The organism is Sphaerisporangium krabiense, assembly GCF_014200435.1.
In the GTDB taxonomy this organism is placed as follows: domain Bacteria; phylum Actinomycetota; class Actinomycetes; order Streptosporangiales; family Streptosporangiaceae; genus Sphaerisporangium; species Sphaerisporangium krabiense.
The window spans coordinates 5446344-5470970 of the sequence record NZ_JACHBR010000001.1; the positions used below are offsets into that span (position 1 = coordinate 5446344).

15 protein-coding genes are annotated in these 24627 nt (G+C 74.6%); 5 read left to right on the plus strand and 10 right to left on the minus strand.

Features of this window, described 5'->3' with window-relative positions; genetic code table 11:
* Window positions 1-92 precede the first annotated feature (92 nt).
* The gene (locus tag BJ981_RS23910) at window positions 93-788 is read left to right on the plus strand and encodes a hypothetical protein (protein WP_184613930.1); all 696 of its coding nucleotides are present in this window, start codon (window positions 93-95) and stop codon (window positions 786-788) included.
* Between the two features lie 88 nt (window positions 789-876).
* On the opposite strand, the gene BJ981_RS23915 is transcribed toward BJ981_RS23910, so the two are convergent.
* From BJ981_RS23915 to BJ981_RS23925, 3 genes are all read right to left on the minus strand, one after another.
* Window positions 877-2841 carry a sensor histidine kinase gene (locus tag BJ981_RS23915; protein ID WP_184613932.1) on the minus strand — a complete coding sequence of 655 codons (1965 nt, stop codon included), beginning with the start codon at window positions 2839-2841 and terminating at the stop codon, window positions 877-879.
* 124 nt (window positions 2842-2965) lie between these two features.
* Window positions 2966-5101, minus strand: coding sequence for a sensor histidine kinase (locus tag BJ981_RS23920; protein ID WP_221314754.1), 2136 nt, complete (start codon window positions 5099-5101; stop codon window positions 2966-2968).
* Between the two features lie 151 nt (window positions 5102-5252).
* Window positions 5253-6464, minus strand: coding sequence for an MDR family MFS transporter (locus BJ981_RS23925; RefSeq protein ID WP_184613936.1), 1212 nt, complete (start codon window positions 6462-6464; stop codon window positions 5253-5255).
* Window positions 6465-6542: 78 nt separating this feature from the next.
* Here BJ981_RS23925 and BJ981_RS23930 point away from each other — a divergent pair, with 78 nt between their 5' ends.
* Window positions 6543-7508: an ArsR/SmtB family transcription factor gene (locus BJ981_RS23930; protein WP_184613938.1), complete on the plus strand. Its 966-nt coding sequence runs from the start codon at window positions 6543-6545 to the stop codon at window positions 7506-7508.
* Window positions 7509-7577: 69 nt separating this feature from the next.
* Here the strand turns inward: BJ981_RS23930 and BJ981_RS23935 are convergent, their stop codons facing one another.
* Window positions 7578-9032 (minus strand): expansin EXLX1 family cellulose-binding protein, encoded by a 1455-nt coding sequence (locus tag BJ981_RS23935; protein WP_184613940.1) that lies wholly within the window; start codon window positions 9030-9032, stop codon window positions 7578-7580.
* A 324-nt stretch (window positions 9033-9356) separates the two neighbouring features.
* On the opposite strand from BJ981_RS23935, the gene glnA2 reads away from it, so the two are divergent.
* Window positions 9357-10718: a gamma-glutamylpolyamine synthetase GlnA2 gene (gene glnA2 / locus BJ981_RS23940; RefSeq protein ID WP_184613942.1), complete on the plus strand. Its 1362-nt coding sequence runs from the start codon at window positions 9357-9359 to the stop codon at window positions 10716-10718.
* A gap of 1205 nt (window positions 10719-11923) precedes the next feature.
* Window positions 11924-12664: a hotdog fold domain-containing protein gene (locus tag BJ981_RS23945; protein ID WP_184613944.1), complete on the plus strand. Its 741-nt coding sequence runs from the start codon at window positions 11924-11926 to the stop codon at window positions 12662-12664.
* A gap of 45 nt (window positions 12665-12709) precedes the next feature.
* On the opposite strand, the gene BJ981_RS23950 is transcribed toward BJ981_RS23945, so the two are convergent.
* The 6 genes from BJ981_RS23950 to BJ981_RS23975 all read right to left on the minus strand — a co-directional run bounded on the left by BJ981_RS23950 (window position 12710) and on the right by BJ981_RS23975 (window position 23413).
* On the minus strand, window positions 12710-14605 hold the full coding sequence (locus BJ981_RS23950) for a TRAFAC clade GTPase domain-containing protein (protein ID WP_184613946.1): 1896 nt from the start codon (window positions 14603-14605) through the stop codon (window positions 12710-12712).
* On the minus strand, window positions 14605-17025 hold the full coding sequence (locus BJ981_RS23955; protein ID WP_184613948.1) for a GAP1-N2 domain-containing protein: 2421 nt from the start codon (window positions 17023-17025) through the stop codon (window positions 14605-14607). Before BJ981_RS23955 ends, BJ981_RS23950 begins: the two co-directional genes overlap by 1 nt.
* 81 nt (window positions 17026-17106) lie before the next feature.
* Window positions 17107-18279, minus strand: coding sequence for a TRAFAC clade GTPase domain-containing protein (locus tag BJ981_RS39350; RefSeq protein WP_184613950.1), 1173 nt, complete (start codon window positions 18277-18279; stop codon window positions 17107-17109).
* 207 nt (window positions 18280-18486) lie between these two features.
* Window positions 18487-21054, minus strand: coding sequence for a SaeA-related protein (locus BJ981_RS23965; RefSeq protein ID WP_184613951.1), 2568 nt, complete (start codon window positions 21052-21054; stop codon window positions 18487-18489).
* Between the two features lie 10 nt (window positions 21055-21064).
* Complete coding sequence (locus BJ981_RS23970; protein ID WP_184613953.1) at window positions 21065-22648, minus strand: Hsp70 family protein; 1584 nt, start codon at window positions 22646-22648, stop codon at window positions 21065-21067.
* A 3-nt stretch (window positions 22649-22651) separates the two neighbouring features.
* A complete protein-coding gene (locus BJ981_RS23975) occupies window positions 22652-23413 on the minus strand; it encodes a nucleotide exchange factor GrpE (protein WP_184613955.1) in 762 nt (253 codons plus the stop codon).
* A 446-nt stretch (window positions 23414-23859) separates the two neighbouring features.
* Between BJ981_RS23975 and BJ981_RS23980 the strand changes: the two genes are divergently transcribed.
* A complete protein-coding gene (locus tag BJ981_RS23980) occupies window positions 23860-24615 on the plus strand; it encodes a type 1 glutamine amidotransferase (protein WP_184613957.1) in 756 nt (251 codons plus the stop codon).
* Window positions 24616-24627: the final 12 nt, after the last annotated feature.

The following is a 24627-nucleotide window of genomic DNA, read 5'->3' on the forward strand; positions in this document are numbered from 1 at the left end:
CCCCACCACGTTCGCCGGCATCCTCACCATCCCGGCCTCCACCGTCGCCGACCTCTGAGAACCGAGACCCGACCCATCCGGGAGGACATCTGATGACCGGCCATGACTCCCTCGCGGACGGCGAAGTCCGGGATCCGTTCGGCACGTTGCGCCGGGCATTGTGGATCGGCGGTGGTCAATGGGCCGGGAAGTCGACCGTGGCCCGGCTCCTGGCCGTCCGGCACGGCGTCACCGTCTACAACTACGACTACCACGACGCCCGCGGTCACAACGCTCGCCGGATCGCCCGTCGCGTCGGCCTCGGCGAGCCCGCCGCCGAGCCCGACCCGGACGAGGTGTGGGTCCACACCACCCCGGAAGAGATGGCCACCGCGACCCTGGCCGGTTTCCCGGACCGGTTCGAGTGGGCCCTGGACGACCTGCGCGCGCTCGTCTCAGGCCACCCGATCATCGCCGAAGGCTGGGGACTGCGCCCCGAACTCGTCGCCCCCATCATCGACTCACCGCGCCGGATGGTCGTCATGGTGCCCACGCCGGAGTTCCGCCGGCACCAAGTGCGAGAACTACCGCGCGCCGCCTCCCTCGGGCACCGCCTCAGCGATCCGGCCCGCGCGCAGGCCAACCGCCTCGCCCGGGATCGCCTCGTCGCGGAGGACGCCGTCCGCGCCGCCCACCGGCTCGGCGTCCGCGTGATCGAAGTCGACGGTTCCCGCGACGCCGCCGCCATCGCGGGGATCGTGGCCGACCATTTCAGCCCCTACCTCCCAGAGCGAGATTCCCGGTCCTGATCGACAGAGGCATCCCGGCACGTCACCATGACCGGCCGCTGCCGATCTCGAGGATTCGGCGGGGTGGGTGTTCTCCAGGGGCGGTCGGTCACAGGGGGAGGACCGCTTCGACGACGGTGCCGCCGCCGGGGGCGGGGGAGGTGGTGCAGGTGCCGCCGAGTTCGGCGGCGCGTTCGCGCATGGAGTGGAGGCCCACGCCGGCGCGGAGGCGGTCGGGGAGGCCGGCGCCGTCGTCGGTGACGCGGAGGCGCAGGGCGTCGGCGCGGTCGAGGGTGATGACGGCGTGGGCGGCGCGGGCGTGCCTGCGCACGTTGGTGAGGGCCTCCTGGACGATGCGGTACGCGGCGACCTCCACGGCGGCGGGCAGGGTGGCGAGGTCGCCTGAGGTCTCCACGAGGGTGGGGGGCGGGCCCTCGGCGGCCAGGGCGCGCACGGCGCCGGCGAGGCCGAGGTCGTCGAGCGCGGGCGGGCGCAGGCCGTAGACGAGCTGGCGGATGTCGCCGGACACCGCGTCCATGCCGGTGCGCAGGTCCCGCAGGAGCGTGTCGGCCGAGTCGGGGGACTTCCTCAGGCTGCTGCGCGCCATGTTGATCGTCATCGCCATCGTGGACAGGGTCTGCCCGAGGCCGTCGTGCAGGTCGCGGCGCAGGCGGCGGCGCTCCTCCTCACGGGCGGTGAGGATCTGGTGGCGGGAGCGTTGCAGGTCGGCGGCCATGCGGACGGCGTGGGCCACGTCGGCCGCGTACGGCGCGAGCGTGCCGATCACCCGCTCGTCGTGGGCGGCGGCGAACCGGCGCGGTCCCGGCGGCCCGAGCAGCAGGCGGCCGACGGTCTCGCCGTGCCAGACCAGCGGGATCCGCCGCGGCGCGTCCCCGACGTGGCCGCTCTCGACGTACGCGGGCCTGCCGCCCACGACCTCGATGGCGGCGCCCTGGACGGCGAGGCCGTCGCGCAGGACGGTGACCACCGAGGACAGCGCGTTGGCGGGGTCGGCGCTGCTCACCTCCTGGGTGAGCCGGTCGGCCAGCAGCCGGGGGTCGCCGACCTGGCCGTACATCGCCCGGTCCACGAGGCGCTGGAAGGTCCGCCGCAGCGGCTGGAAGAACGCGCCCGCGAACAGGGCGGCGACCAGCCCGCCGATCTGGTGCCGTCCGGACACCACGAGGCCGGCGAGGCCGCCCACCCCGAAGTAGATGCCGCTGACCACGGCGATGATGCCACCGGCGACGACCGTGCGGCTGACGATCGTGTCGATGCCGTACAGGCGGTAGCGCATCACGGAGAACGCGATCGCGACGGGCACGAGCGCCGCCCACATCACGGCGAGGAACCACACGCGCTCGCCTACCAGCAGGAAGACGACGTACCCGGTGAGCGCGACCAGGGGCCAGGCGATCTGGCGCCGGGTCACCGGGTCGGCGTGCCGGAAGCGGAGGGCCAGGGAGAGCAGGGCGAGGACCACCGCGGCGTAGATGCAGATCCAGGCGACCTGGCTGATCACCGCCTGGTACGGCCGCAGCGCCTCGATCGCGAGGGGGTTGGGGATCAGGGCCGGCAGCCGGGTGGTGATCGGCGCGGGCCTGGTGAACGCGCGGAACAACTCCGTGAAGGTGGCGAGCAGCCCGAGTGCCACGACCGCCCGCCAGCGGCGCGAGGGCAGCCGTCCGTCGGGGGAGAGAAGCGGCAGCAGGACCGCCAGGGAGAAGCCGGCCACGAACCACCCGGCGACGGAGACGTACCGCACGTACCCGGCGAGGACGAGTTCGCCGTCGGCGGCCAGGCGGTAGGTCATCATGCCGAAGAAATGGTCGATCGCCGCGCCGAACCCGCCGCCGCACATCAGCCACGCCATGATCAGCCGGGGCCGGTGGAAGACGAGGAACGCGCCGACGGGAGGGATCGCGAGCCCGGCGGCGAAGTCGGGGGTCGCGGGGACGGCGGGCCGCCATGCCAGGGGGAGGCCGGCATAGAGGATCAGCCCGGCGACGACCATGAGCGGGGACGCCACCGCCGTGACGACGGCCACCGCGCGCGCCGTCGTGATCCTGACCATCCCGTGCACCTTTCCCCCTGGGCCGGGACCGCGTCGCGCGATCTCCGGCCTCACCGAATTATGGTCCGACAAAGAGCGATATTTCGCGCATTGAGCATTGCCGGGTCGTCCCGGCCGTCCGGCGTCACGCCCGGCCGAGGGCCTCCAGCCCCGCGGCCTGGAGGAACGTCTCCGGCCGCCGGGGCGCCTCAGGTGGCGGCGGCGCCTCGGGTGGCGGCGGCGCCTCGGGTGGCGGCGGCGCCGTGGGCCCGCCGGGCCCGGGGGCGGGGGCCGGGTCCTCGGACACGGGGAGCACGATCTCGACCACGGTCCCCTCGCCGGGCGCGGAGGTGACCGCGCAGGTCCCGCCCAGTTCCGCCGCGCGTTCGCGCATGGACGCCAGGCCCACCCCCGCCCGCGCGTCCGGCGGGAGCCCGGCCCCGTCGTCGCGGACGCGCAGGCACAGCGCCTCGGGGGAGCGGGACAGCTCCACCAGGATCGAGGACGCCCGGGCGTGGCGGCGGGCGTTGGTCAGCGCCTCCTGCGCGATCCGGTAGGCCGCCACCTCGACCGCCGCGGGCAGCACGCCGAGGTCGCCGCGCGTCTCCACCCGCGCGTCCGGCTCGGCCAGGCGTCCCACGGCCAGGGCGAGGCCGAGGTCGTCCAGCGCGGGCGGGCGCAGGCCGTAGACCAGCTCGCGGATCTCCTGCGTGATCCGGTCCATGCCGCCGCGCAGCCGGGCGAGCAGCGGCTCGGCGGACTCCGGCGAGTCGCGCAGCAGCTTCCTGGCGACGGTGACCGACATGGACATGTCGCCGAGGGCCTGGCCGAGCCCGTCGTGCAGGTCGCGGCGCAGGCGGCGGCGCTCCTCCTCGCGCGCGGCGAGGATGCGCTCGCGCGAGCGCTGCAGGTCGGCGGCCATGCGCGCGGCGTGCGCCACGTCGGCCGCGAACGGCGTGAGCGTCGCGATCATCCGCTCGTCGTAGGCGCGGGGGAACCGGCGCGGCCCGGGGCGGCCGATGAGCATGCGGCCGACGGGTTCGCCGTGCCAGACAAGCGGCACCTCGCGGGGCGCGGCGCCGACCGTCCCGATCGCCACCCGCCCGGGACGCCCGCCGGCCACCTCCACGATCACGCCGGACACGTTCAGGCTCTCGCGCGCGGTCGCGACCACGGACGCCAGCGCGCCCGCGGGGTCGGCGCTGTGCACCTCCATGGTGAGCCGCTCGGCCAGGCGGCGCGGGTCGCCGCTGTACCCGTAGAAGGCCAGGTCGACCAGCCGCCGCAGCGCGCGCCGCAGCGGCTGGAACGCCGCGCCCGCGAACAGGGCGGCGGCCAGCCCGGCGAGTTGCCCGAGCCCGGCGGCGACCAGCCCGAGCGTGCTGACCGCGAAGTAGACGGCGCCGACCGCGCCGACCAGCCCGGCCGCGATCAGCGTGCGGCTGACCAGCGTGTCGATGCCGTACAGCCGGTAGCGGGTCACGGCGACCGCCACGGCGACCGGGATCGCGGCCGTGGTCAGCATCGCGGCCACGGAGAACGGCATCCAGCTCTCCATCGCCCAGTTGGCGGCGACCGCGTACAGCAGCCAGCCGATCTGGCGCCGGCCCGCGGCGTCCGTGGTCCTGAAACGGTCCACCAGGGACAGCAGGCACAGGCCCTCGGCGATGAGGTACCAGTCCACGTCCGACGCGGCGGCGAGTTCGGCGAGCGGCGCGAGGACGGGGACCGCGAGGGGGTTGGGGGCGCCGGGCGCCGAGGGCCGCACGACGTGCAGGAACGCCAGAACGACGATCGTCCCGACGGCGAACACGGCCACCGGACGCCAGCGGCGGGAGGGCAGGCGGCCGTCCGGGAACAGCAGGGGGATCAGCAGGTCGACGCAGACGATGCACACCGCGCCCATCGCGGCGTTGTAGTCGCCGATGAGCGCCACGGTCGTCCGGTCGCCCGCGAGGTGCGCCCGCTCGTAGAAGCCCTGGGACAGGCAGAGCGTCGCGGTGGCGAGGCCGCCGCCGAGCATGAGCCACGCCGGCAGCAGGCGCGGCCTGCGCAGTGTCAGCAGCAGGCCCAGCAACGGGTAGGCCAGGCCCACCACGTCGTCGCCGGACACCACGCCGGGGCGTATCCGGTCCTGCGCCGGAATCTGCAGGCGCATCGCCAGCCCCGCGGCGACGATCGCCGCCGACGCCGTCGCGACCGCCACCGCGGTCCAGCCCATCCGTCCAAGCCGCCGCATGCCCCGTCCCCCTCTGCGCTCCCAGGTCCGTGCGGGAGGCATCCGGAAAGTATGGGACTTCGTATAACGCCCGATCAACGACCGCTTGATATCGCATTTCAACTGATACGCGCTGCTTAATGGGAGGTGACGGCTTTGTCGGGTCGAACCGGGTCAGGCGGGACGGGCCTGGCGGAACCGGAAGGCGGCTGGGTCAGGCGGCGGAACGGCGCCGGATCGCGGGCGCGATCGCGAGCTGGCCCGCGGCGGCGACCAGTCCCACCGCGCCCACCGAGACCCACAGCACCTCATGGCCGACCGCCAGCAGGCGGGTGCCCGCCAGCGGCGCGAGCAGCCCGCCCGCCGACCACGCGAACCCGAACAGCCCGCTGTAGCGCCCCCGCAGGTGCGGCGGGGCGAGCGCCGCCACCACCGCGCCCGCCATGCCCGCCGTGACCACCTCGCCGAGCGTCCAGACCGCGACGGCCGCCGCGTACCCCGCCGTCGTCGACACCAGCGCCGTCAGCGCGAACCCCGCCCCCACCACGGCCATGCCCACCGCCAGCGTGCGCCCGGGATCGTGCCTGTTCAGCCACGGCCCCACCAGCGGCTGCACCAGCACGATCAGGATGCCGTTGACCGAGATCGCCAGCCCGTAGGCGGTGGTGGACAGCCCCTGTCCGGTGATCGCCAGCGGCAGCGTCGTGTACGCCTGGAGGTAGACGAACGCGTACAGCAGCGAGGTCACCACGAACACGACCATCAGCCGGTCCTTCAGCGCCTCGCGGAACCCGCCCGCCTGCGCGGAGCGCGCGGGCCTGGTCTCCGGCACCGCCCGCCACACCAGGAACCCGAAGATCAGCGAGGACACCGCGTCGATCCAGAACAGCCAGACGAACCCCTCTCGGGCCAGCGACCCCCCGGCGACCATGGCCACCGCGAACCCGAGGTTGATGGCCCAGAACAGCAGACCGAACGCGCGCGGCCGGTCGTGCGCCGGGATCAGGTCGGCCACCAGCGCCTGCGAGGCCGGCCGGTAGGCGTCCACGACCAGGCCCAGCACCGCCATCACGGCCACGATCGCCGGAAGCGACGTGCTGTACCCGAGGAGGATCATGCACGCGGCCGTCGCCACCATGCCGCCGGCGAGGGTCGCCCTGCGTCCCACATGGTCGGCCAGCCAGCCCGCGACGAGCTGGGAGAACAGCGACCCCACCCCGAACACCGCCATGACCAGGCCGGCCGTGGCCAGCGACATGCCGCGCGCCTGGGTCAGGTAGACGCCGATGAACGGCTCGACCATGGTGCCGAGCCGGTTGACGAAGGTGCCGCCGAACAGGACCCAGAAGGCGCGCGGGAACCCTCCGATCCTGGATCCGAGCAGGGACGACGGCTTACCGCGAGGGCTGTGGGTTCGGGTGGTCACGCGGACAAGCGTTGAGCCTCGGGCGTGTGCCGTGCCAATCTTTTAGCGCACACTAAAACGTCGGGGGGCGGTGCCGTAATGAGCGTCCAGTGGCGGTTCGCGGCCGATGATCTGGCGCGCCTGCGGTTCGCCTTCTCCCCGATGTGGGAGCTCGTGGCCAGCCTGCGCGTGCTGCACGCCCCCGCCCGCCACTCCGTGCACCTGCCCTGGCTGCGCGCGGTACGGCCTCGGCTCGGCGCGCTCGACCTGGCCGAGCTGCTCGCCCTGGTGCCCGCGCACGGCTACATGGCCGACTTCCTCACCCCGCCCCCGGACACCCCCCTTCCCGACTTCGCCGCCGAACTGGACCGCGTCCGCCAGGCCGTCCCGGAGATGGCCGCCGAGGAGGCGGGGCGGGTCGACACCCCCGATCGGCAGGCCATCGCGCGGTTCCGGGACGACCCGGTCGCCGGGGTCCGCCGGGTGGCCGGCACGCTCGCCGCGTACTGGGAACTGGCCCTCGCCGAGTTCTGGCCCCGCGTGTACGGCCTGCTGGAGGCCGACGTGATGTGGCGGTCGCGGCGGCTCGCCACCGGCGGCGCGCACGAGCTGTTCGCCGACCTGCACCCCGGCGTCCACTGGCACGGCGACCGCCTGACCACCACCACCGGCGGCTGTGGCCACTCCGGCGGGCTCGGCGGCGACGGCCTGCTGCTCGTGCCGAGCGCGTTCCGCTGGCCGGACATCGCCACCATGACCGAGCCCTACCAGGCCATGCTCGTCTACCCGGCCCGCGGGATCGGCACCCTCTGGGACGACGGCCCGCCGCCCGCGCCCGAGGCCCTGGCCTCCCTCATCGGCAGGACCCGCGCCCAGCTCCTGCTCTCCCTGCGCGACCCGGCGTCCACGACGGCGCTGGCCCGGCGCATGTCGCTCACGCCCGGCGCCGTCTCGCAGCACCTGTCCGTGCTCAGCGGCAACGGCCTGGTCGCCCGCCGCCGCCTCGGCCGCGAGGTCCTCTACCGCCGCACCCCCACCGGCGACGCCCTGGTCTGCGGCTCCTGAGAGGGGCGGCGGAAGGGGAGCGCGGAGCAGAGGAACGGCGGGGCGCGCAGCAAAGGAAGGTCGGGGCGCTCAGCAGAAGAACGGCGGCGCGGACGGCAGCGCCGCCAGCGGCGCCGGACCGCCGGACGAGACCGTCCCCGGCCGTCGCGGGTCGTCCGGACGGCCGGTCGGGGGAAACGGCGCGGTGCCGTCCGCCGTGCCGTCCATGCCGCCCGCGCCGCCGTACAGGTCGCCGCCCGCGCCGCCGTCGAAAGCCCCGCCCCGCGCCCGGCCGCCGGACCCGCGCGGGTAGGGGGCCGACGCCGCCGGGAGCGGACGGCCCTCCTGCCCTGGGGAGACCGCGCCGGGCCCCTGAGAGCCCACGCCGGGCCCGTGGGCGACCGCGCCGGACCCTTGAGACGGCCCGCGGGGTCCCTGTGCGGGTGCGCCGGGCGCGGACTCTCCCGAGGTCGCCCGGGAGCCGGGGTCATGCGGGACCCCGCGGGTCCCGGTCGCCGGGGAGCCCGTGGTGTCCCGCGGCGCCGCCGTGCCATCGCCTGCCGCCGTGCCATGACCCGTCGCCGTGCCGTCGCCCGCGGCCGGGAGCGGGACCGGCGACGGCCGGGATGGAGGGACCGGTGCCGCGCGCCTGCCCGTCGCCGTGCGCGCGGGAGGAGGCGGCGACGCCTCCGCCGGGGCGTACAGCCGGTACGGGGTGCGCTGCAGCCCGCCGCCGGTCAGGCGGATGCCGGAGGCCGTGAGCCGCTGGCCGTACACGTCGGTGACCCGCACGACGAACGGGCCGGGACCCGCGCCGTGCTCGGCCACCCAGTAGTTGCCCGCGTCCCGCGACAGTTCCGCCCAGCGGCCGTCGCGCATGACCTCCAGCCCCACCAGCGGGTTGCCGTGGTCGACCACCTGGATCGACAGCCGGTGCGCCGAGGACCCCGGCCTGAGCCGGAACGCCACCGGCATCGCCACCGCCGGGTTGCGCACCGTGCGGTACCCGACCGGCACCGCGCGCCGCCCCGGATAGGCGATGCGCGCGTACGCCGGGCCGCTCAGGTCCACCTCGCCCGGCGCGCACGCCCGGCATCGGCCCACCACCTGGACGCGCACCACCCCCAGCGGCCCCGCGACGTCCAGGTAGGCGCCGCAGGCGGCCGAGCCCGCGTACTCCTCCGCCGACACCGCCGCGAGCAGGTCGTCCCTGACCGCGCCCGCCAGGGAGCACTCGTCCCCGGGCCGGGCTCGCGGTGGCAGGGACCCCGCCGCGAGCCCGCGCACCGCGCCGCCCCCGCCGCCGTACGGCCCGGTGAGCGTGGTCGCGCAGGCGGCGTTCCTGCCGGTCTGCGCGCCGAGCGCGACCAGCGCGAGCGCCGCGGCCGACGAGACGGCCCAGGCCAGCCGCCGCGCCACGGCCGTGTGCCGGAGGGCGGGCGCGCGCCGCCCGAGGCCCGCCCGCAGGCGCCGCAGGGCGGGCGGACGCCGCCTCAGGAGAGCCCGTGGGGCCGGACCCCGGACGTGCCGTCGATCCGCGTTCATTGCCGACTCCTCGCGCCGAGGTCACCCTTGACGAATGCAGAACGAGACCATGCGGTCACATTACGTGATGGCGGCCGGTATCCGTGATACACCCGCCGATGGCGTTCCGCCGCCCGGTCGCGCGGGCCGTGTCCAGAACCGGAAAGCACGGGGAACACGGGTCACGGGCCGGAGCGGGGCACGCCGCGCCGGGCCCTCGTAACGTGTCCGAAATCTCAAGCGGGCAGACTGGGAGATGACCAGACATGTCTTCCGCCGACTCAGCAATTGGCTCAGCGCGACGACGATGGTGTTCACGATCACCGTCCGGCAGAAGGGGATGCCTTGGACCGCCAGCAGGAGTTCGTGCTCCGCACGCTCGAAGAACGCGACATCCGGTTCATCCGGCTGTGGTTCACCGACGTCCTCGGGTTCCTCAAATCGGTGGCCATAGCGCCCGCCGAGCTCGAAGGGGCGTTCGCCGAGGGCATCGGCTTCGACGGCTCGGCGATCGAGGGCTTCGCCCGCGTGTACGAGTCCGACATGCTGGCCAAGCCGGACCCGTCGACGTTCCAGATCCTGCCGTGGCGCAGCGAGACGCCGGGCGCCGCCCGCATGTTCTGCGACATCCTCATGCCGGACGGCTCACCCTCGCACGCCGACCCGCGCTGGGTGCTCAAGCGCACGCTGGCCAAGGCCGCCGACATGGGCTTCACCTTCTACACCCACCCCGAGGTGGAGTTCTTCCTGCTGAAGGACCGCCCCGAGGACGGCCGCAGGCCGGTGCCCAACGACTCGGGCGGCTACTTCGACCACACCCCGCACAGCTCGGGCCACGACTTCCGCCGCAACGCGATCATGATGCTGGAGGCCATGGGCATCTCGGTGGAGTTCAGCCACCACGAGGGCGCCCCCGGCCAGCAGGAGATCGACCTGCGGTACGCCGACGCGCTCACCACCGCCGACAACATCATGACCTTCCGGCTGGTCATGAAGGAGGTCGCGCTGGAGCAGGGCATCTGGGCCTCCTTCATGCCCAAGCCCTTCACCGAGTACCCCGGCTCGGGCATGCACACCCACATGTCCCTGTTCGAGGGCGACCGCAACGCCTTCTACGAGCCCGGCGCCGAGTACCAGCTGTCCAAGATCGGCCGCTCCTTCATCGGGGGGCTGCTGCGCCACGCCGCCGAGATCACCGCGGTGTGCAACCAGTGGGTGAACTCCTACAAGCGGCTGTGGGGCGGGTCGGAGGCCATCGCCGGCCAGGGCGGCGAGGCGCCGAGCTACATCAGCTGGGGCCACAACAACCGGTCCGCGCTCGTGCGCGTCCCCATGTACAAGCCGCACAAGGGCAACTCCACCCGCGTGGAGTTCCGCTCCCTCGACTCCGCCTGCAACCCCTACCTCGCCTACGCGGTCATCCTCGCCGCCGGCCTGAAGGGCATCGAGGGCGGCTACGAGATGCCGCCCGGCGCCGAGGACGACGTCTGGGCCCTCACCACGGCAGAACGCCGCGCCCTCGGCATCGCCCCCCTCCCGCAGAGCCTCGACGAGGCCATCACCACCATGGAACACAGCGAACTCGTCGCGGAGACCCTGGGCGAACACGTCTTCGACTTCTTCCTCCGCAACAAGCGCGACGAATGGAGCGACTACCGCCGCCAGGTCACCGAGTTCGAACTCGGCCGCTACCTGCCCGTGCTGTAGCCGCGGCGACCGGTGAAGGCCCGCCGCGGCTACGGGTTTCCTGCGATGAAGGCTCTTTCATCAGGGCGGACAGCTGGAAAAGCGGGAGGATCCGCCTGATCTTCCCGCATCAGGAAAGCCGGGTCGGCGGCAACGGTCGCCAAGGGCGGGCCCATCACACCCGTATCACCTCTTCGGGGTGCTGACGCTCTCGCGGTCGACGGTCTGAGTGAAGGGTGTTGTAAACGAACGGGCCGGTCCTCGTGAGGCGCATCTCGCCGTCGCCGGGGGATCCGGTGGGCGTGGCACCTTTTCGGCTCGACGCCCTGGCGGATGACGCCCGGCGTCACGTCGACCGGCTCGGGGAAGGCGGGTTGCCTCGCAGGTCCTTGACGGCGCCGGCGCTGATGGTGAAGACGCCGATGGGCGGAAGCGGTTGGTAGGCGATATGTCCTGTCGGTGCTGAGCCGCTCCTGTCGTCCGCGCTGCCTATGGGATTGTCGGTCGAGCATGCTGTCAGCGAGATCGGGCAGGGCGGAAATGGGTGGCAATGCCCGGCGAATCGGCGCGTTGGACCGCCTTGACGCGCCGGAATGATCATCATGCAATTTCCCGCGCCGGGCAGGATCGCCAGGTTTTCCCGCCCCCTGTAGTGCGCTGGCAATTCATGCGCGGCAGGCCTATCCGAATTCGACACGAATCTTCCCCCGCGGGCCATCTCTGGCATCCGGAAAGGCCGAACGCCGTTTCCGGTCGCCTGTTCCTCCGTCCCCGCCGTACCGGTCCCGTCCCGCGTCCCGTACGCGGGGCAGGCCGCGCCCTGGCGGGCTTCGCGCCGGCGGGTTCGGGCATGTGCCAGGTCGTTCGCGGGGCGCGGCGACTCCTCGTGTGCGGGTTTCGGGTCGCCGGGAATGGGCACAGGGGTCGCCGTGGTTGCGCCTATCGGTGCCTTTGCGGTCTTCCGGCCGGGCGTCGTCCGGTCGTCCGGTCCCGGCGGGTGCGTACCGATGCGGTCCTTCGCCGCGCGTCACGCCTCCGTCACCGGGGGCTAACGGTGCCGTCATCGGGCCCTGCTTCGATGGGGGGGCCGATGGGGTGGATTAAAATGGAACGGTATAGAGGTTTTTCGCGGCATAAGCCGCATGTGAGCTGATTCACGGCATTGGTGGTTTGAATATATGCGAGCTTGCGCTCCGGGTCCTGGGGAGCAGTGGGGGGTGCCCGGTATGACGACGTCCGCGGGTTTGGAGACCGGTCTCACGGTCGCGGCCCGCTTCCGAGGCCCTGAGGGGATGGCCAACGGCGGCTGGATCGCCGGAACGCTCGCCGGGACCTTCGCGGAAACGCTGAACGGCCCGCACGCGGTCGAGGTCACGCTGCGCCGGCCCGTCCCCCTGTCCACGCCCCTCGACGTGTCCCACGTCGCCAACTTCGCCTCGCTCTCCCACGAGGGGCAGGTCCTCGCCGAGGCGATCCCCGTCGCCGAGGACGTCGCGCCCCCGCCGTTCGTGCCCTTCGCCGACGCCGCCCGTGCCGAGGCGGGCTTCGCCGGGTTCTCCGGTGAGCACCCCGTCCCGGGCTGCTTCGTCTGCGGCCTGCGCCACCCCGGCGACGGCCTGCGCCTGTTCCCCGGCCCGGTCGAGGGGACCGGCGTCGTCGCGGCCGGCTGGCGCGTCCCGGTGACCGTCACCGACGGCGAGGGCGTCGTGCCCGACGCGGTCGTGTGGGCGGCGCTGGACTGCCCGTCCGGCTGGGCGCACGCGGGCGACGGCGGCCCCGGCCTGCTCGGCCGCATCACCGCGCAGGTGTTCCGGCGCGTGTACCCGAACGGCACGTACTCGGTGGTGGCCCGCGCCACGGGCCGCGACGGCCGCAAGCTCTTCGGCGAGAGCGCCGTCTACGAGCTGGACGGCACCCTGGTCGCCGCCGCCAGGACCACCTGGATCATCCCCGCCCCGGCCGCCTGACCGGCCGGCTGCGTCCCCGGCGGGCCCCGCGCCCGCCGGGACCGGTCATGAGGCGATCACGATCGCGCCGAGCAGCGACCACACCCACGCGGCCAGGAACGCCAGCGTGGCCGCGCACAGCAGCAGCGACGCGCCGAACAGCGACCGGCGGAACAGCCGGTAGCCCAGCGGCGCCCGCCCCGCGGCGGCCCTGGCCGGGTTCCACGGGCGCCGCAGGTCCGTCAGCGTCAGCTCCTCCTCGGCCGCGCCGCCCTCCCCGCCGGCGTCCTTCTCCGGCGACGCGTGCGGGGAGGCGTCCGGTGGGACGCCGGGCCCTTCGACCGGCAGGCCGGTGAGCCAGGCCAGCAGGCGCCCGATCGCGGCGGTGTCGGCGGGCAGCCCGGAGGACAGGTACCGCACCTCCGCTGGGACGCCGGGCCCTTCGACCGGCAGGCCGGTGAGCCAGGCCAGCAGGCGCCCGATCGCGGCGGTGTCGGCGGGCAGCCCGGAGGACAGGTACCGCACCTCCGCGGCCGTCCTCGCCAGATCCCGCACCATGTTGCCGAGCCCGACGCCGTCGAACCACGCGGGAAGGTCGTCCGCGTCGTGGCCGACGGCCGTGCGGCGCAGCAGGTCGGCCTTGGTGACCACCACCGCGACCCGCTTCTGCCGCCCCCCGTCCGCCCGCGCGGCCAGCTCGTTGCGCACCCGCTGGAAGGTGTCGGACGGATCCTCCTGGGACAGCACGACCCCGGCGTCCTTGAGCGTCCGCCGCTCGGCCTCCGACAGGCCGCGCTGCACCAGCGGCAGCGCGAACGGGTCCACGACGATGAGCATCGCCTCGCCGTGGGCCAGGTAGCTCATCGCCTCCACCTGGGCCGCTCCGGTGAACCCCTCGCCCGACGGGTCGAACAGGTACAGGATGCGGTTGCCGCTGCGGGGCGTGGCGCCGGGCAGCGTGATGTCGACCATGGTCGCCGACGGCGCCTGCGTCGTGGTCTTGGACACCTTCCCGAGCCGCAGCTCCTGCCGCAGCCGCGAGAACGCCGCCTCGTCCCCTTGGACGACGAACCCCGCCCGGCCGCGCGCCTCCCGCACCACCCCGTGCAGGGCGTTGACGGCGAGCACCATGAACGTCGTCTTGCCCGCGTCCGGGCCGCCGACGAACGGCAGCGGCTCGATCCGCGCCCGGCCGATGCGGTGCGGCAGCGCCCGGTCGCATTCGGGGCAGTACGCCTGCAGGCGGAACCGGCCGAGCACGATGGCCGTGGGCAGCCGGGTGCCGCACCGGCACACGTGCCGGAACGCGCCGTCCCGGTTCGGCACCAGGCGCCGGTGGCGCTCGCCGCAGGACGGGCAGGCGTACTCGGGCAGGGGGAAGCGGGCGTAGCACTGCGGGTGCGGGCAGGTCTGCAGGATGCGCCGGGCCAGCATGAGGACGCCCTCGAGGCCGCGCACGAGCAGGACGCCCGCCGCCCACAGCAGCACGCCCGCCCCGCACACCGCGGCGTACGCGGCCGCCACCGCGGCGGCGGCGGCCCCCAGCGGCACCGCGGCGACCGCGACGCCGACCACGACGGCCAGCCACACCGGCACCAGGAAGAAGCCCTGCGTGTTGCTCATCAGCCACCGGGTGAGGGTGGTGAGGGACCTGCGCACCGTCCTCCAGACCGCCGGGACGGCGAAGCCCGCGATACGCCACCAGTCCTGGCCCGCCTGCCCGAACAGGTAGTGGCGGAACGCCGGGTCCCGCGTCCCGCCCGCCTCGCCCGGCACGGCGGGGGACGGGCCGCCCGCCGTCGCCGGGAGCAGCACCTCCCCGGCGCGCACGTGGTAGTGGACGGCGCCGGTGAGCGTGGCGGCGACCACGCTGAGCGCGCACACCACCGGGAACGCGTAGAGGAAGCCGAAGTACATGCAGGCGGCCCACAGCGCGACCAGGAACACCACGACGAGCGGCATCAGCGGTCCCCGCGCTTCCGCCCCCGGCGGCCCCGCGCCGCGTCCCGCAGCTCGCGCAGCCCCGCCAGCAGCTCGGCGTCCCGCCGGAACCGGGCCTCGACCGAGCCGAACATCGACCAGCCGCCCAGCCGGGACCGCGCCCAGGAGTCCAGCTCGGGCACCGTCTCACCGGCCAGGTGCAGCCGCACGGCGACCTCCAGCAGGGCGGGCTCCTCCTCGCGGGGAGTCCGGGCCGCGATCCAGGCGCGCGCCAGCACGGCCCGCGCCTCGTCCGGGAGCCGCCTGACCACCTCGGCCCTGAACCGCGGGTCCAGTTCGGCCACCGCCGCCGCCGCGACCGCCCACGCCGCGGCGTGCAGCTCCTCGTGCGTCTCGCGGGCCAGCTCCTCCAGCCGCAGGAGTATCGCGGCCGCGTCCGGCGGTTCCGCCGCCTCGCGCGTCCCCGCGGCGAGCAGCACGGCCTCGGCGTCCTTGGCGGGATAGCCGGGGACGGCCTGGCGCACCTGGTGCGCCAGGCGCACGGTCTCGGGATCCTCCAGCCCGGCCGCGAGGAACGCCCGGGCCGGGACGTCGCCGAGCACGGCCACCTCCCCGAGCACGGCCCCCACCCCGTCGACCAGCGCCGCCGCCTCCGCGACCCCCGGCACTTCCTCCCAGATCTCGGCGATCCCCGCATCCCGCGCGGCCGCCGCCCCGCCGCCCCGCCCGCCCGTATCGTCGCCGGCCCCGGCCTCCTCGGTCCCCGTCGCGGCGCGGTCCCGTGCGGTGGGACCGTCCGGGGGGACCAGGCGGAGGAGTTCTCTGGTCGCCTCCACGCGGGACAGTCGCCGCAGGCGGGCCAGCGACCGCACCACGGCGGTCCCGGTGCGCGGGGCGTGCGCGAGGTCGTGGGCCCATAAGCGCTCGGACACCTCGTCGGTGAGCATCCGCGTCCGCACCTCGTCGTCCGACTCCTCCAGGCCGAGCACGACGCCGGTCACCGCGGGCTCGCCGAGCCGCGCGGGGAGGCGGTCCAGCAGCCGGGCGAGGTCGCCGAGGCCGTCGCGGACCAGCGCCCGCGCCGTCCGTTCGAGGTCGGCCGCGGCCACCGGCGCGCCGACGGCGTGCGCGGTCCGTACCGCCCGGCCGAGTTCCTCCAGGTCGCGGACGGCGGCCAGCGCGCGGGCCGCGTCGGAGGCCAGGGACGCGCGCGTCTCCGGCAGCCGCGCGGGCTCCGGCGTCGGCAGGGCGGGGTCGGCCAAGGCGAGCGCCGCGCACCGCAGCGCGCACCACTCGGCCGTCTCGGCGGGCGCGTGCGCGCGGACGGCGGCGGCCAGTTCGAATCCCATCCGTCCGGTGGCACGCGCCAGGTCGTCCCACAGCCACTCGGGCAGGTCCTCGGAGAGGCCGCGGGCGATGGCCGACTGCTCCTCGGCGGTCACGGTCGCGTCTCCCCGGCAGAAGGCCAGCAGCGCCGCGCCCATGTCCGGCTCGAACGCCTGCTCCCCGGGCACGCCGTCCGAACCCTTGCCGGACGGCCCGCCGGAGAGTTCGCCGATCGCGTCGATGCCGTCGAGGTCGCCGCGCCGCCAGCAGTCGGCCACCGTGCGGGCGAAGCGCCCCGGCGCGGGCGCCGCCGCGTCCGGGGGGTCGTCCAGCCGGAAGACGGCGGCCTTGAGGTCGGCGGGCAGCCACACGTCGGGGGTGGTGCCGACGACCAGGTGCGGCGCGCCGCCCGGGTCGGCGCTGTAGGTGAGGAACGACAGGCGGGCCGCGACCGGCCAGGGCAGCGAGTAGGACAGGACGGCGATCCAGCGGACGATCTCGTCGACGTCGGCGCTGACCAGCACGAGACGGCCGTGGCCTCCGGCGAGGGCGAGCGTGACCGTCTCCAGCAGTTCGCCGAGCCGCGCGTACGCCGCCTCGCCGCCGGAGGTCAGCCAGGCGGCCAGCGCGTCGGGATCGAAGCCGTCGCCGGGCGGCAGGTCGGACAGGTCGGGCAGGTCGGCGCCGGGGGAGGCGGGGACGTCCCGCCACAGCGGCGACCCCCACAACTCGACCGGCCGCAACCCCGTCATCTCCTCCTCCGTAACCACGATCGCGTGGCCGAGGAAGTTGCCGTACCGCCCGGAGTAGTCACGGCCCAGGTAGACGCATCGGGCCAGAACGCTCAACTCGCCAGGAGCGCGGGAGGGACCGCTCTCGCGGGCGCCGGGGTGGCCGGCCGGGCCGAGGGAGCCGTAGGCGAGGGCGACGGGCATGCGGGCGATCTGCTCGGGGGACGGCGCCAGCGGGGCGCCGGGCGGCGGCTTGTAGGCGAGGTGCCGGGCGATCTTGCCGGTGAGCCCCTGAGGCAGCCCCGCCGACTCCGCGACGAACTGGAACCCCGCCCGCCCCGCGGGCCCGGCCTCCACCGACGTGTAATGCACCTGCCACGCCACGCCCTCACCTCCCGCCTTGTAACCCGGCCCTGACCCGCACCCCCGGACGCGCGATCACCCACGCCCCTCCACGACCGCCCATTACCGGCGAACCCCCGTGAGCATGCCGAACCTGTGCAGGAGCCACAGCAGTGGGTCTTCGACGCGGTAGGGGCGGACGCCGCCGGGGGCGACGGTGTCGTCGCCGGGGATGCCGCCGAGGGCCGAGAGGCCGAACAGGGCGAAGTCGGTGAAGTGCTGACGCAGGTAGCGGTCGACCATGCCGGCCTCCCATTCGTCCATGAGCGCCCGCACCTGCTCGTGGACGGCGTCCCTGTCGTCCAGGTCGAGGGTGCCGGAGGGCATGCGGGCGCGGTGCAGCGCGGACTGGGCGTCCATGGTGTCCTGCAGGGCGTCGATCTTGCTCAGCGCCACGGCCACGGGGACCTTCAGCTTGCCGGAGCCGGCGCGGTCGCGCAGCAGCTCGGCGACCCGGCTGATCACGTTGATCGGGTCGCTGTCGGGGTCGCCGGCGTTGACGCCGCCCCTGGCCGCCGCCGTCCCGCTCAGCGACGCCTTGGCGCCGGGCAGCTCCAGCGGGTCGACCAGGAAGATGATCGCGTCGGCGGCGTTGAGGTAGCGCAGGTGGGTCTCGGTGGACTCGCGGCTGCGCAGGTCCTCGCCGGCGGTGTCGAAGAAGACCAGCGTGAGCGACATGGTCTTGGTGCGCAGCCGCCCGGGCACCGTGCGGGTGAGCAGGTAGACCAGCGGGTCGCGCGGCTCGGTGGCCGCCGGCCGGGTGGTGCTGAGCAGGCGGTGCTCGCCGTACAGGGGGCGGGCGAAGTCCTGCTTGTAGCGGGCGATGGTGCGGTCGTCGCAGGCGACGAGCGAGGCGTCGAGCTCGGCGCCGACCCGGTTGGTCAGCTCGTGCAGCAGCACGGCGATGTAGGTGCTCTTGCCGGATCCCTTCGCCCCGACGAGGGCGACGATCCTGCCGGGGTTGGCGCAGTACTCGGCGGGCAGCCTGCTGTGGCACTCCGGGCACACCCGCCAGCCGGTGGAGCGGTGGCAGGTCGGGCAGTCGGCGCGGCGGCCGGGCCTGCGCACCGAGAACACCGGGGGCAGGTAGGCGGCGGCGGAGGAGCCCAGGTACTCGGCGAGGGTCTCGTCCAGCCGCGCCTCGCAGCCGCCGCCGCGCCCGGCCCTGCCCGCGCACCGGAACGCGATGCGGTCGCGGTCCAGCCGGGCGAAGCAGAACGGACAGGTGATGGTCACGCGGCCACCTCGCCTTCGGGCGCCGGTCCGGTGGCGCGGTCGAGGTCCGGGCACGCGTGGCGGAAGGGCGAGGCGACGATCACGCGCTCGTCTCGCCCCCGGCCGCGGTTCCGGCGCCGGGTGGGGATGTGGTCGTTTCGGTGGGGGGACACGTGGGGCTTCCGGTCGTGGTGCGGTCGTCGGGCGCGGTAGGGGGCGGGCACGTCGTCACTCCACCTTCAGGCGCCGGACCGGCGGGTCGATCAGGGCCACGCCGCCCGCGCGCCCGGCGGGGCCGTCCTCGGCGCCCTCGGCGAAGCAGCGCAGCCAGTACGGCCTGGCCTGCCGGGGGACGGGGACGGTGAGCCGGGCGGGCACGGCGAGGTCGGTCCAGTGGTCGAGCAGGACGCCGTCGTCGGCGGTCGTCGGCTGGACGTGGCCGGGCTTGAGCACCAGCGACAGGCGGCGCAGCAGCACCGGCCGGTCGGCGGTGACCTCGACGACCACCGACCGCTTCCAGGCGGGGCCGCGGTAGGTGACGTCGTAGTGGACGGGGATGCGCCCGGGCAGGTCGAACCGGGCGGCCGGCCCGCGCACCCGGGTGCCGCGCACCAGGGAGGTGGCCATGACCTCGATGACGACCGGCTCGCTCTCGGGGACGTCGAACCGCACCCCGCCGCGGGCCCGGTAGGCCGCGGAGGTGACCGGCACGCCGTGCCCGTTCCACATCACCTCGACCTCGGTGACGTCCTGAGGCCACTCGAAGCCGACGAACACCGTGCCGCCGCGCCGCGTGGCCGTGAGCTCGGTCGGCGGCACGAGGCTGATGTGGTCCAGGTGCCCGCCGACCGTCGCCAGCTCGCCCGCCACGGTGACCGCGACGAGCACGCTGCGGCCGGCCCCGGGGCGGATGGCCTGGCCGTCGCGGGTCGGGATGGACGGGATCGCCCGGCCGGCCGCGCGCAGCTCGGCGAGCGCGAGCGTGGTGCCGACCGGCCACGGGGGCGGGACGTCCAGCGCGACGAACTCGACCGCGCCCTCGGGCGGCTCCTCGTAGCGGACCAGGAACGTGCCGGGCGCGGACGGGTCGGCGCGCAGCGTGAAGCCGGTGACCGGCCGGGGACGCCCCTGCGGGGTGACCGCGCGCCGCACGCCCGGGGTGACGGCCTCGCCGTCCTGCCCAGGGTAGACCGCGGACACCACGTAGGTGTAGGTCGTGCCGTTGACCACGTCCCTGTCGCGGAACCCGCTCTCGCCGGCGGGGACCGGCAGCCCGTCCCGGGTGACCCGCACGCCCGCCGCCTCCGCGGGCAGCCTCCAGGAGCCGGACACCACGCCGTCGCCCGTGCCGAAGGCGACCTCCGCGGGCTCGGGCCGCACGATCAGGGTGGCCGCCACGGCGGGCATCGCCACCGCCTCCTCGCGCCGCGCGACCACCGCGTACACCAGCGGCACGTTCACCGGCGGGCGCTCGTCGCGGGCGGAGGGACGGTCGGTGCTGGTCACCACGGTCCCGTTGCGCAGCACGTCGTAGACCACCCGCCCGGCCCGCGACGGCGAGGGCTGCCACACCAGCCCCACCCCGTCGCCCTGGACGCTCACCCGCACCGCCCGCGCCGGGTGCGGGGCGAGCCGCAGCAGCAGCTCGCTCGCCCCCGGCAGGTCGGGCACGCGCCGCAGCGCGTCGCGCAGCGCGATCCAGGCGTCGTCGGGGTCGAGGGCGGCCCGCGCCCGGTCCCTGAGCCGTATCGCGGTGGCGAGCCTGGCCCTGACCTCGGTGGCCAGCTCGGCGGCCTCGCCGGTGAGCGCGGCGGCGTCGAGCGCCTCGGCGAAGTCGGCCGCCGCGTGGATCTCGCCGGCGCCGACCAGCTCGCGCAGCCGCGCCGCCGGTCCGGTGGCGACGCCGCCGCCCTCGGCGCGCACCGCGAAGACCAGGCGGCGGGCGTCGCCGGAGTCCAGGTCGAGCTCGGTGGTGGCGTGCCGCAGCAGCGAGTCGTCGTAGGGGTGCTCGCGGAGGCGTTCGCGCAGCCGGGCCACGATGTCGTAGCGGACCAGTGTGCCCGGGTCGGGGGAGTTGCGCAGCGCGGCGATCACCGTGTCCGCGCCGACCGTCCACGGCCCCCGGGTGCGGGCCGCCCAGTACCGCTCCGCCTCCTCCAGGGCGTCCTCGACCGGGGCCGCGCCCGGCACGGCGAAGCCGTCCAGGACGCGCATGCCCGCGCACCGGTCGCCGTACAGGAACCGGGCGAGGTGGGCCAGCCCGAGCGTGTCCAGCGCCTCGCGGGCGCGGCCGTACCCCGCGTACGGGGCGGCCTCGGGCAGCGTGTCCGGGTCACCGACCTCGATGGAGCTCTCGGCCGCCAGCCGCAGCGCCTCCTCGTGGCCGACGCCGCTGGAGCGGGCGATGGTGGCGAGCAGCGCGGGCGACAGCATGCGCAGCGGCCCGGCGGCGTCGGCGAGCCGGGTGGCCGCCTCCGACAGCCTGCGCGCGGCGCGGTGCTCGGACTCGCCGAGCGCGTCGCGCAGCGGCCGCAGGTCGCCCTCGGCGGCGGCGGAGAAGATCGGCGCGAAGCGCGCGTGGTCGGCCTCCAGCCGGTCGGCGAGACGCTTGTACTTCAGCATGCCGCGCGCCCTGCGCCAGCACTGGCGCACCTGCTTGACGGTGCCGGTGACGTCGGCCGCGGTCATCGACTCGTGAAGCTGGTAGCGGATCCGCAGGTCCTCCGGGGGGAGCCCGCCCGCCTCGCGCGCGGGCTCCAGCACCTCGCGGGTGTACCGCCGCTCGTCGAAGGCCATGGCCGCCCGGCTAGCCGACCTGGACGCGCGACAGGGCGGCCCGTGACTCGGCGACGTCCTCCTCGGACATGCCGCCGATCTGGATGCGCAGCTCCAGGGCCTCGCCGGTCTCGCGCTCCCTGGCGGTGACCTGGAGCAGGCCGGAGGCGTCGAGGGCGAAGGTGACCTCGACGGGCCATCCGGCGGGCTTGCCCGAGGGGATCTGCAGCAGCCCCTCGGCGATCAGCCCGTTGTCCTCGGGGGACTCCGACTCGACCGCGCCCGCCTGCTCCATGACCTCGACGTCGACGCCGGTCTGGCCGTCGTCGATGGTGTAGAAGTCCTGGGTGACGGCGGCGGGCAGGGCGTCGTTGGCGTGCACCAGGTGGGCGACGCCGCGGCGCCGGGTCTCCTTGTCGACGACGACGATGCCGAAGGCCCGCGAGGCGACGGTCTTGATCGTGCGGCCCGCGATCTGCTCCTGCTGGTCGGCGGTGAGGCCGGCCCGCGCGGCCATGTCCTCGGCCTGGTCGTGCCGTCCTTCGGCGATCAGCCGCCGGTAGGTCTCCTCGAAGGCGTACAGCGCGGCGCCCTTGGCGACGGCGAGGTCCGGGTCCTGCAGGCGGGGGAGGAGCTGGAACTCCTTCTGCAGGGTCTCGGCGACCGCGGGCATCTTGGTGGAGCCGCCGACCAGCACCAGGTGGTCGTAGTGGCGCACGCCCTTGGCCGCGGCCGTGTCGATGGTCCTGCGGGTGATCTCGACGGTGCGGTCGAGCAGGTCGCGGGTCAGGTCCAGCAGGGTCTCGCGGGTCACCTCGACGGTGGCCACCCTGCCGTCGTGGACGACGCGCACGACGTGCTGGGTGCGGGTGGACAGCGTCTTCTTCAGGTCCTCGGCGTCGCGGCGGAGCTGCTGCTCGGACTGCTTGTCCAGCAGGGGGTCGCCGGCGTCGGGGTGCTCGGCCTGGAAGCTCTCGGCCAGGTGCTCGACGAGGCGGTCGTCCCAGTCGGCGCCGCCGAGCTCGTGGTCGCCGTCGGTGCAGACGACCTCGATGTCGCCGTCCTTGAGGGTGATGACGGTGGTGTCGAACGTGCCGCCGCCGAGGTCGTACACGAGGATCGTGTGGTCGGCGCCGGGGTTGAGCACGCCGTAGGTGATGGCCGCGGCGATGGGCTCGGAGACGATGTCGATGACGTTGAGCCCGGCGATCTGCCCGGCCTTGCGGGTGGCGTCGCGCTCGGCGGCGCCGAAGTAGGCGGGGACGGTGATGACGACGTCCTCGACGGTGTCGCCGGTGGCGGTCCTGGCGTCGTCGGCGAGTTTGCGCAGGACGAAGGCCGAGATCTCTTCCGGCGTGTAGGGACGGCCGTGCCGGACCCGGGGGACGTCCTGCCCCATGTCGCGCTTTATCCGGCTTACCACGAGGTCCGGCTCCAGCACCGCGCTGTCCTTGGCGGTCGCCCCCACGACCACGTTGTCGGGGGACTCGAAGAACACCACGGACGGCGTGGTGTCGGTGCCCTCCAGGTTGCGCAGCACGGTCGGGCGGCCGACGTCGTCCACATAGGCGATGCAGGAATACGTCGTGCCGAGGTCGATCCCGTAAACAGCCATCGCCTACTCGCTCTCCTTTTCCTTGCCGCTGTCCTCTTCGGCGTCCCCGCCGTCCCGGCCGTCCGTGTCGCCCCGGCGGCCGGTGTCGTCTTTCGCGCCGTCCGTGTCGTCGGGCCCGTCCGCCGTCTCGGCCTCGTCCGTCCCGGCCGGGTCGTCCTCGGGGGCCGGATCGCCGTCCTCGTCTTCCGAGGCTCTGCCGATGATCACCGAAGCCTTGCGCAGCACGCGGTCGCCCGTGGTGAAGCCGTCGGAGAGGACCTCCACGACCGTGCCGTCCTCGGCCGCGGGGACGGCGCTGGTGCCCGCGGGGCGGTGCAGGGCGGGGTCGTAGGCGTCGCCGGGCCGGACCGAGAGCCGCTCGGCGCCCGTGCGGCCGAGGACCTCGGCCACCTCGTCGGCCATCGCGGCGAGCAGCGGGCCCGCGAACTCGGGGGACGGCGGGTCGTCGGAGCGCCAGCGCGCCGCCACGCGCGTCGCCGTGTCGTGGAGGCGGTAGAGCGCCGTGCGGACCGGCGCCAGCGCCTCCTGCAGGATCCCGTGCCGCAGCTGCTGGTTCTCGGCGTGCAGGCGGTCGATGACCTGCTCGCGGTGCGCGGCGCGCTCGTGGTCGCGCCGCAGCGTCTCGGTGAGCGCGCCGATCTGCCGCGTCAGCTCCTCGATCTGCCGCGCCGGCTCCGTGGCCTCGGCGCCCGCCGCGACGCCGGGGCCGGCGCCGTCCGCGGAGGTGGCTGCCGTGGTCACGCGCGGCTCTGGGGGCGGCGGCATCTATCTCCTTGTGCGGAAATACAGGAATTCCTGACGGCAGTTACTCTAGCCATCAATGCCTCCGCCTGGTAGAGATTCGCGTGTCCGGTAATGAGACGTATGTCGTGGTTCTTGGGGCTCTTTCGAACACCCTTCGGAGTGCCCCCCGGCGAAGTACGTATATCGGGGGCCGCCCACTCCGCACCCGGTTTTCCAGCGAAGAGACCGGAATCACAGGTGTCCCAAAGGCCACAAATTCCACGTTTATCGGTAAACACCCGCCAAACCCGGCGGGCACCTCGAAACCACGCCTTCGCCCCGCAAGGCGCCCCGCCGCCGCGTCCGCCCTGGCCGGACGGCCCGCCGCCCCGCCCGGGCCGTCCGGAGGGCCGCCCGCACCGCGCTCTCACCACACCGCCGGCCGCGCACCCCTGCCGCCGATCAAATGGGACACCCATAATTGAGTCATGACATACCGGGTACTGATCATCGAGCACGAGACCGACGCCGGCCTCGGGTTCTTCGGCGAATGGCTGACCGGGGCCGGCGTCACCCCCGAGGTCGTGCGGCCCTTCCTCGGCGAGGAGCTCCCCGACGGCACGCTCCCGCACGGGCTGATCGTGCTCGGCGGGTCCGCCTCGGCCTGGGACGACGAGGCGTACCCCTGGCTCCCCGGCATCCGTGACCTGATCAGGCGCTCGGTGGAGGCGTCCGTCCCCACCCTCGGCATCTGCCTGGGCGCCCAGCTCATGACCCTGGCCCTGGGCGGACGCGTCGAGCGCGGCGCCGCCGGCCTGGAGATCGGCCTGCGCCGCATCGCGCCGCTGCCCGCCGCCGCGGACGACCTCCTGATGGGACGGCTGCCCGCCGAGCCGAAGGTCGTCCACTACCACCAGGACGCCATGACCGCCCTGCCAGAAGGCTCCGTGCCGCTGGCCACCGGCGACCCCTACCCGAACCAGGCGTACCGGTTCGGCGAGCGCGCCTGGGCCGTGCAGTTCCACCCCGAGGCGTCCCCCGAGGTCTTCGCCGACTGGATGACCGTCACCGGCGCCTCGCTGACCGCCGCCGGGCACGACCCGCGCGCCCTGGACGCCGACGTCGCCGCCGCGGGCGCCGAACTGGACGCGACCTGGCGCCCGTTCGCCGAGGCGTTCGCCGCCGTCGTGCGCGATGCGCCGCGCCACGTCCGGGAACACCGCGAAACAGCGCGCAACCGCTGACGACGAACTCCG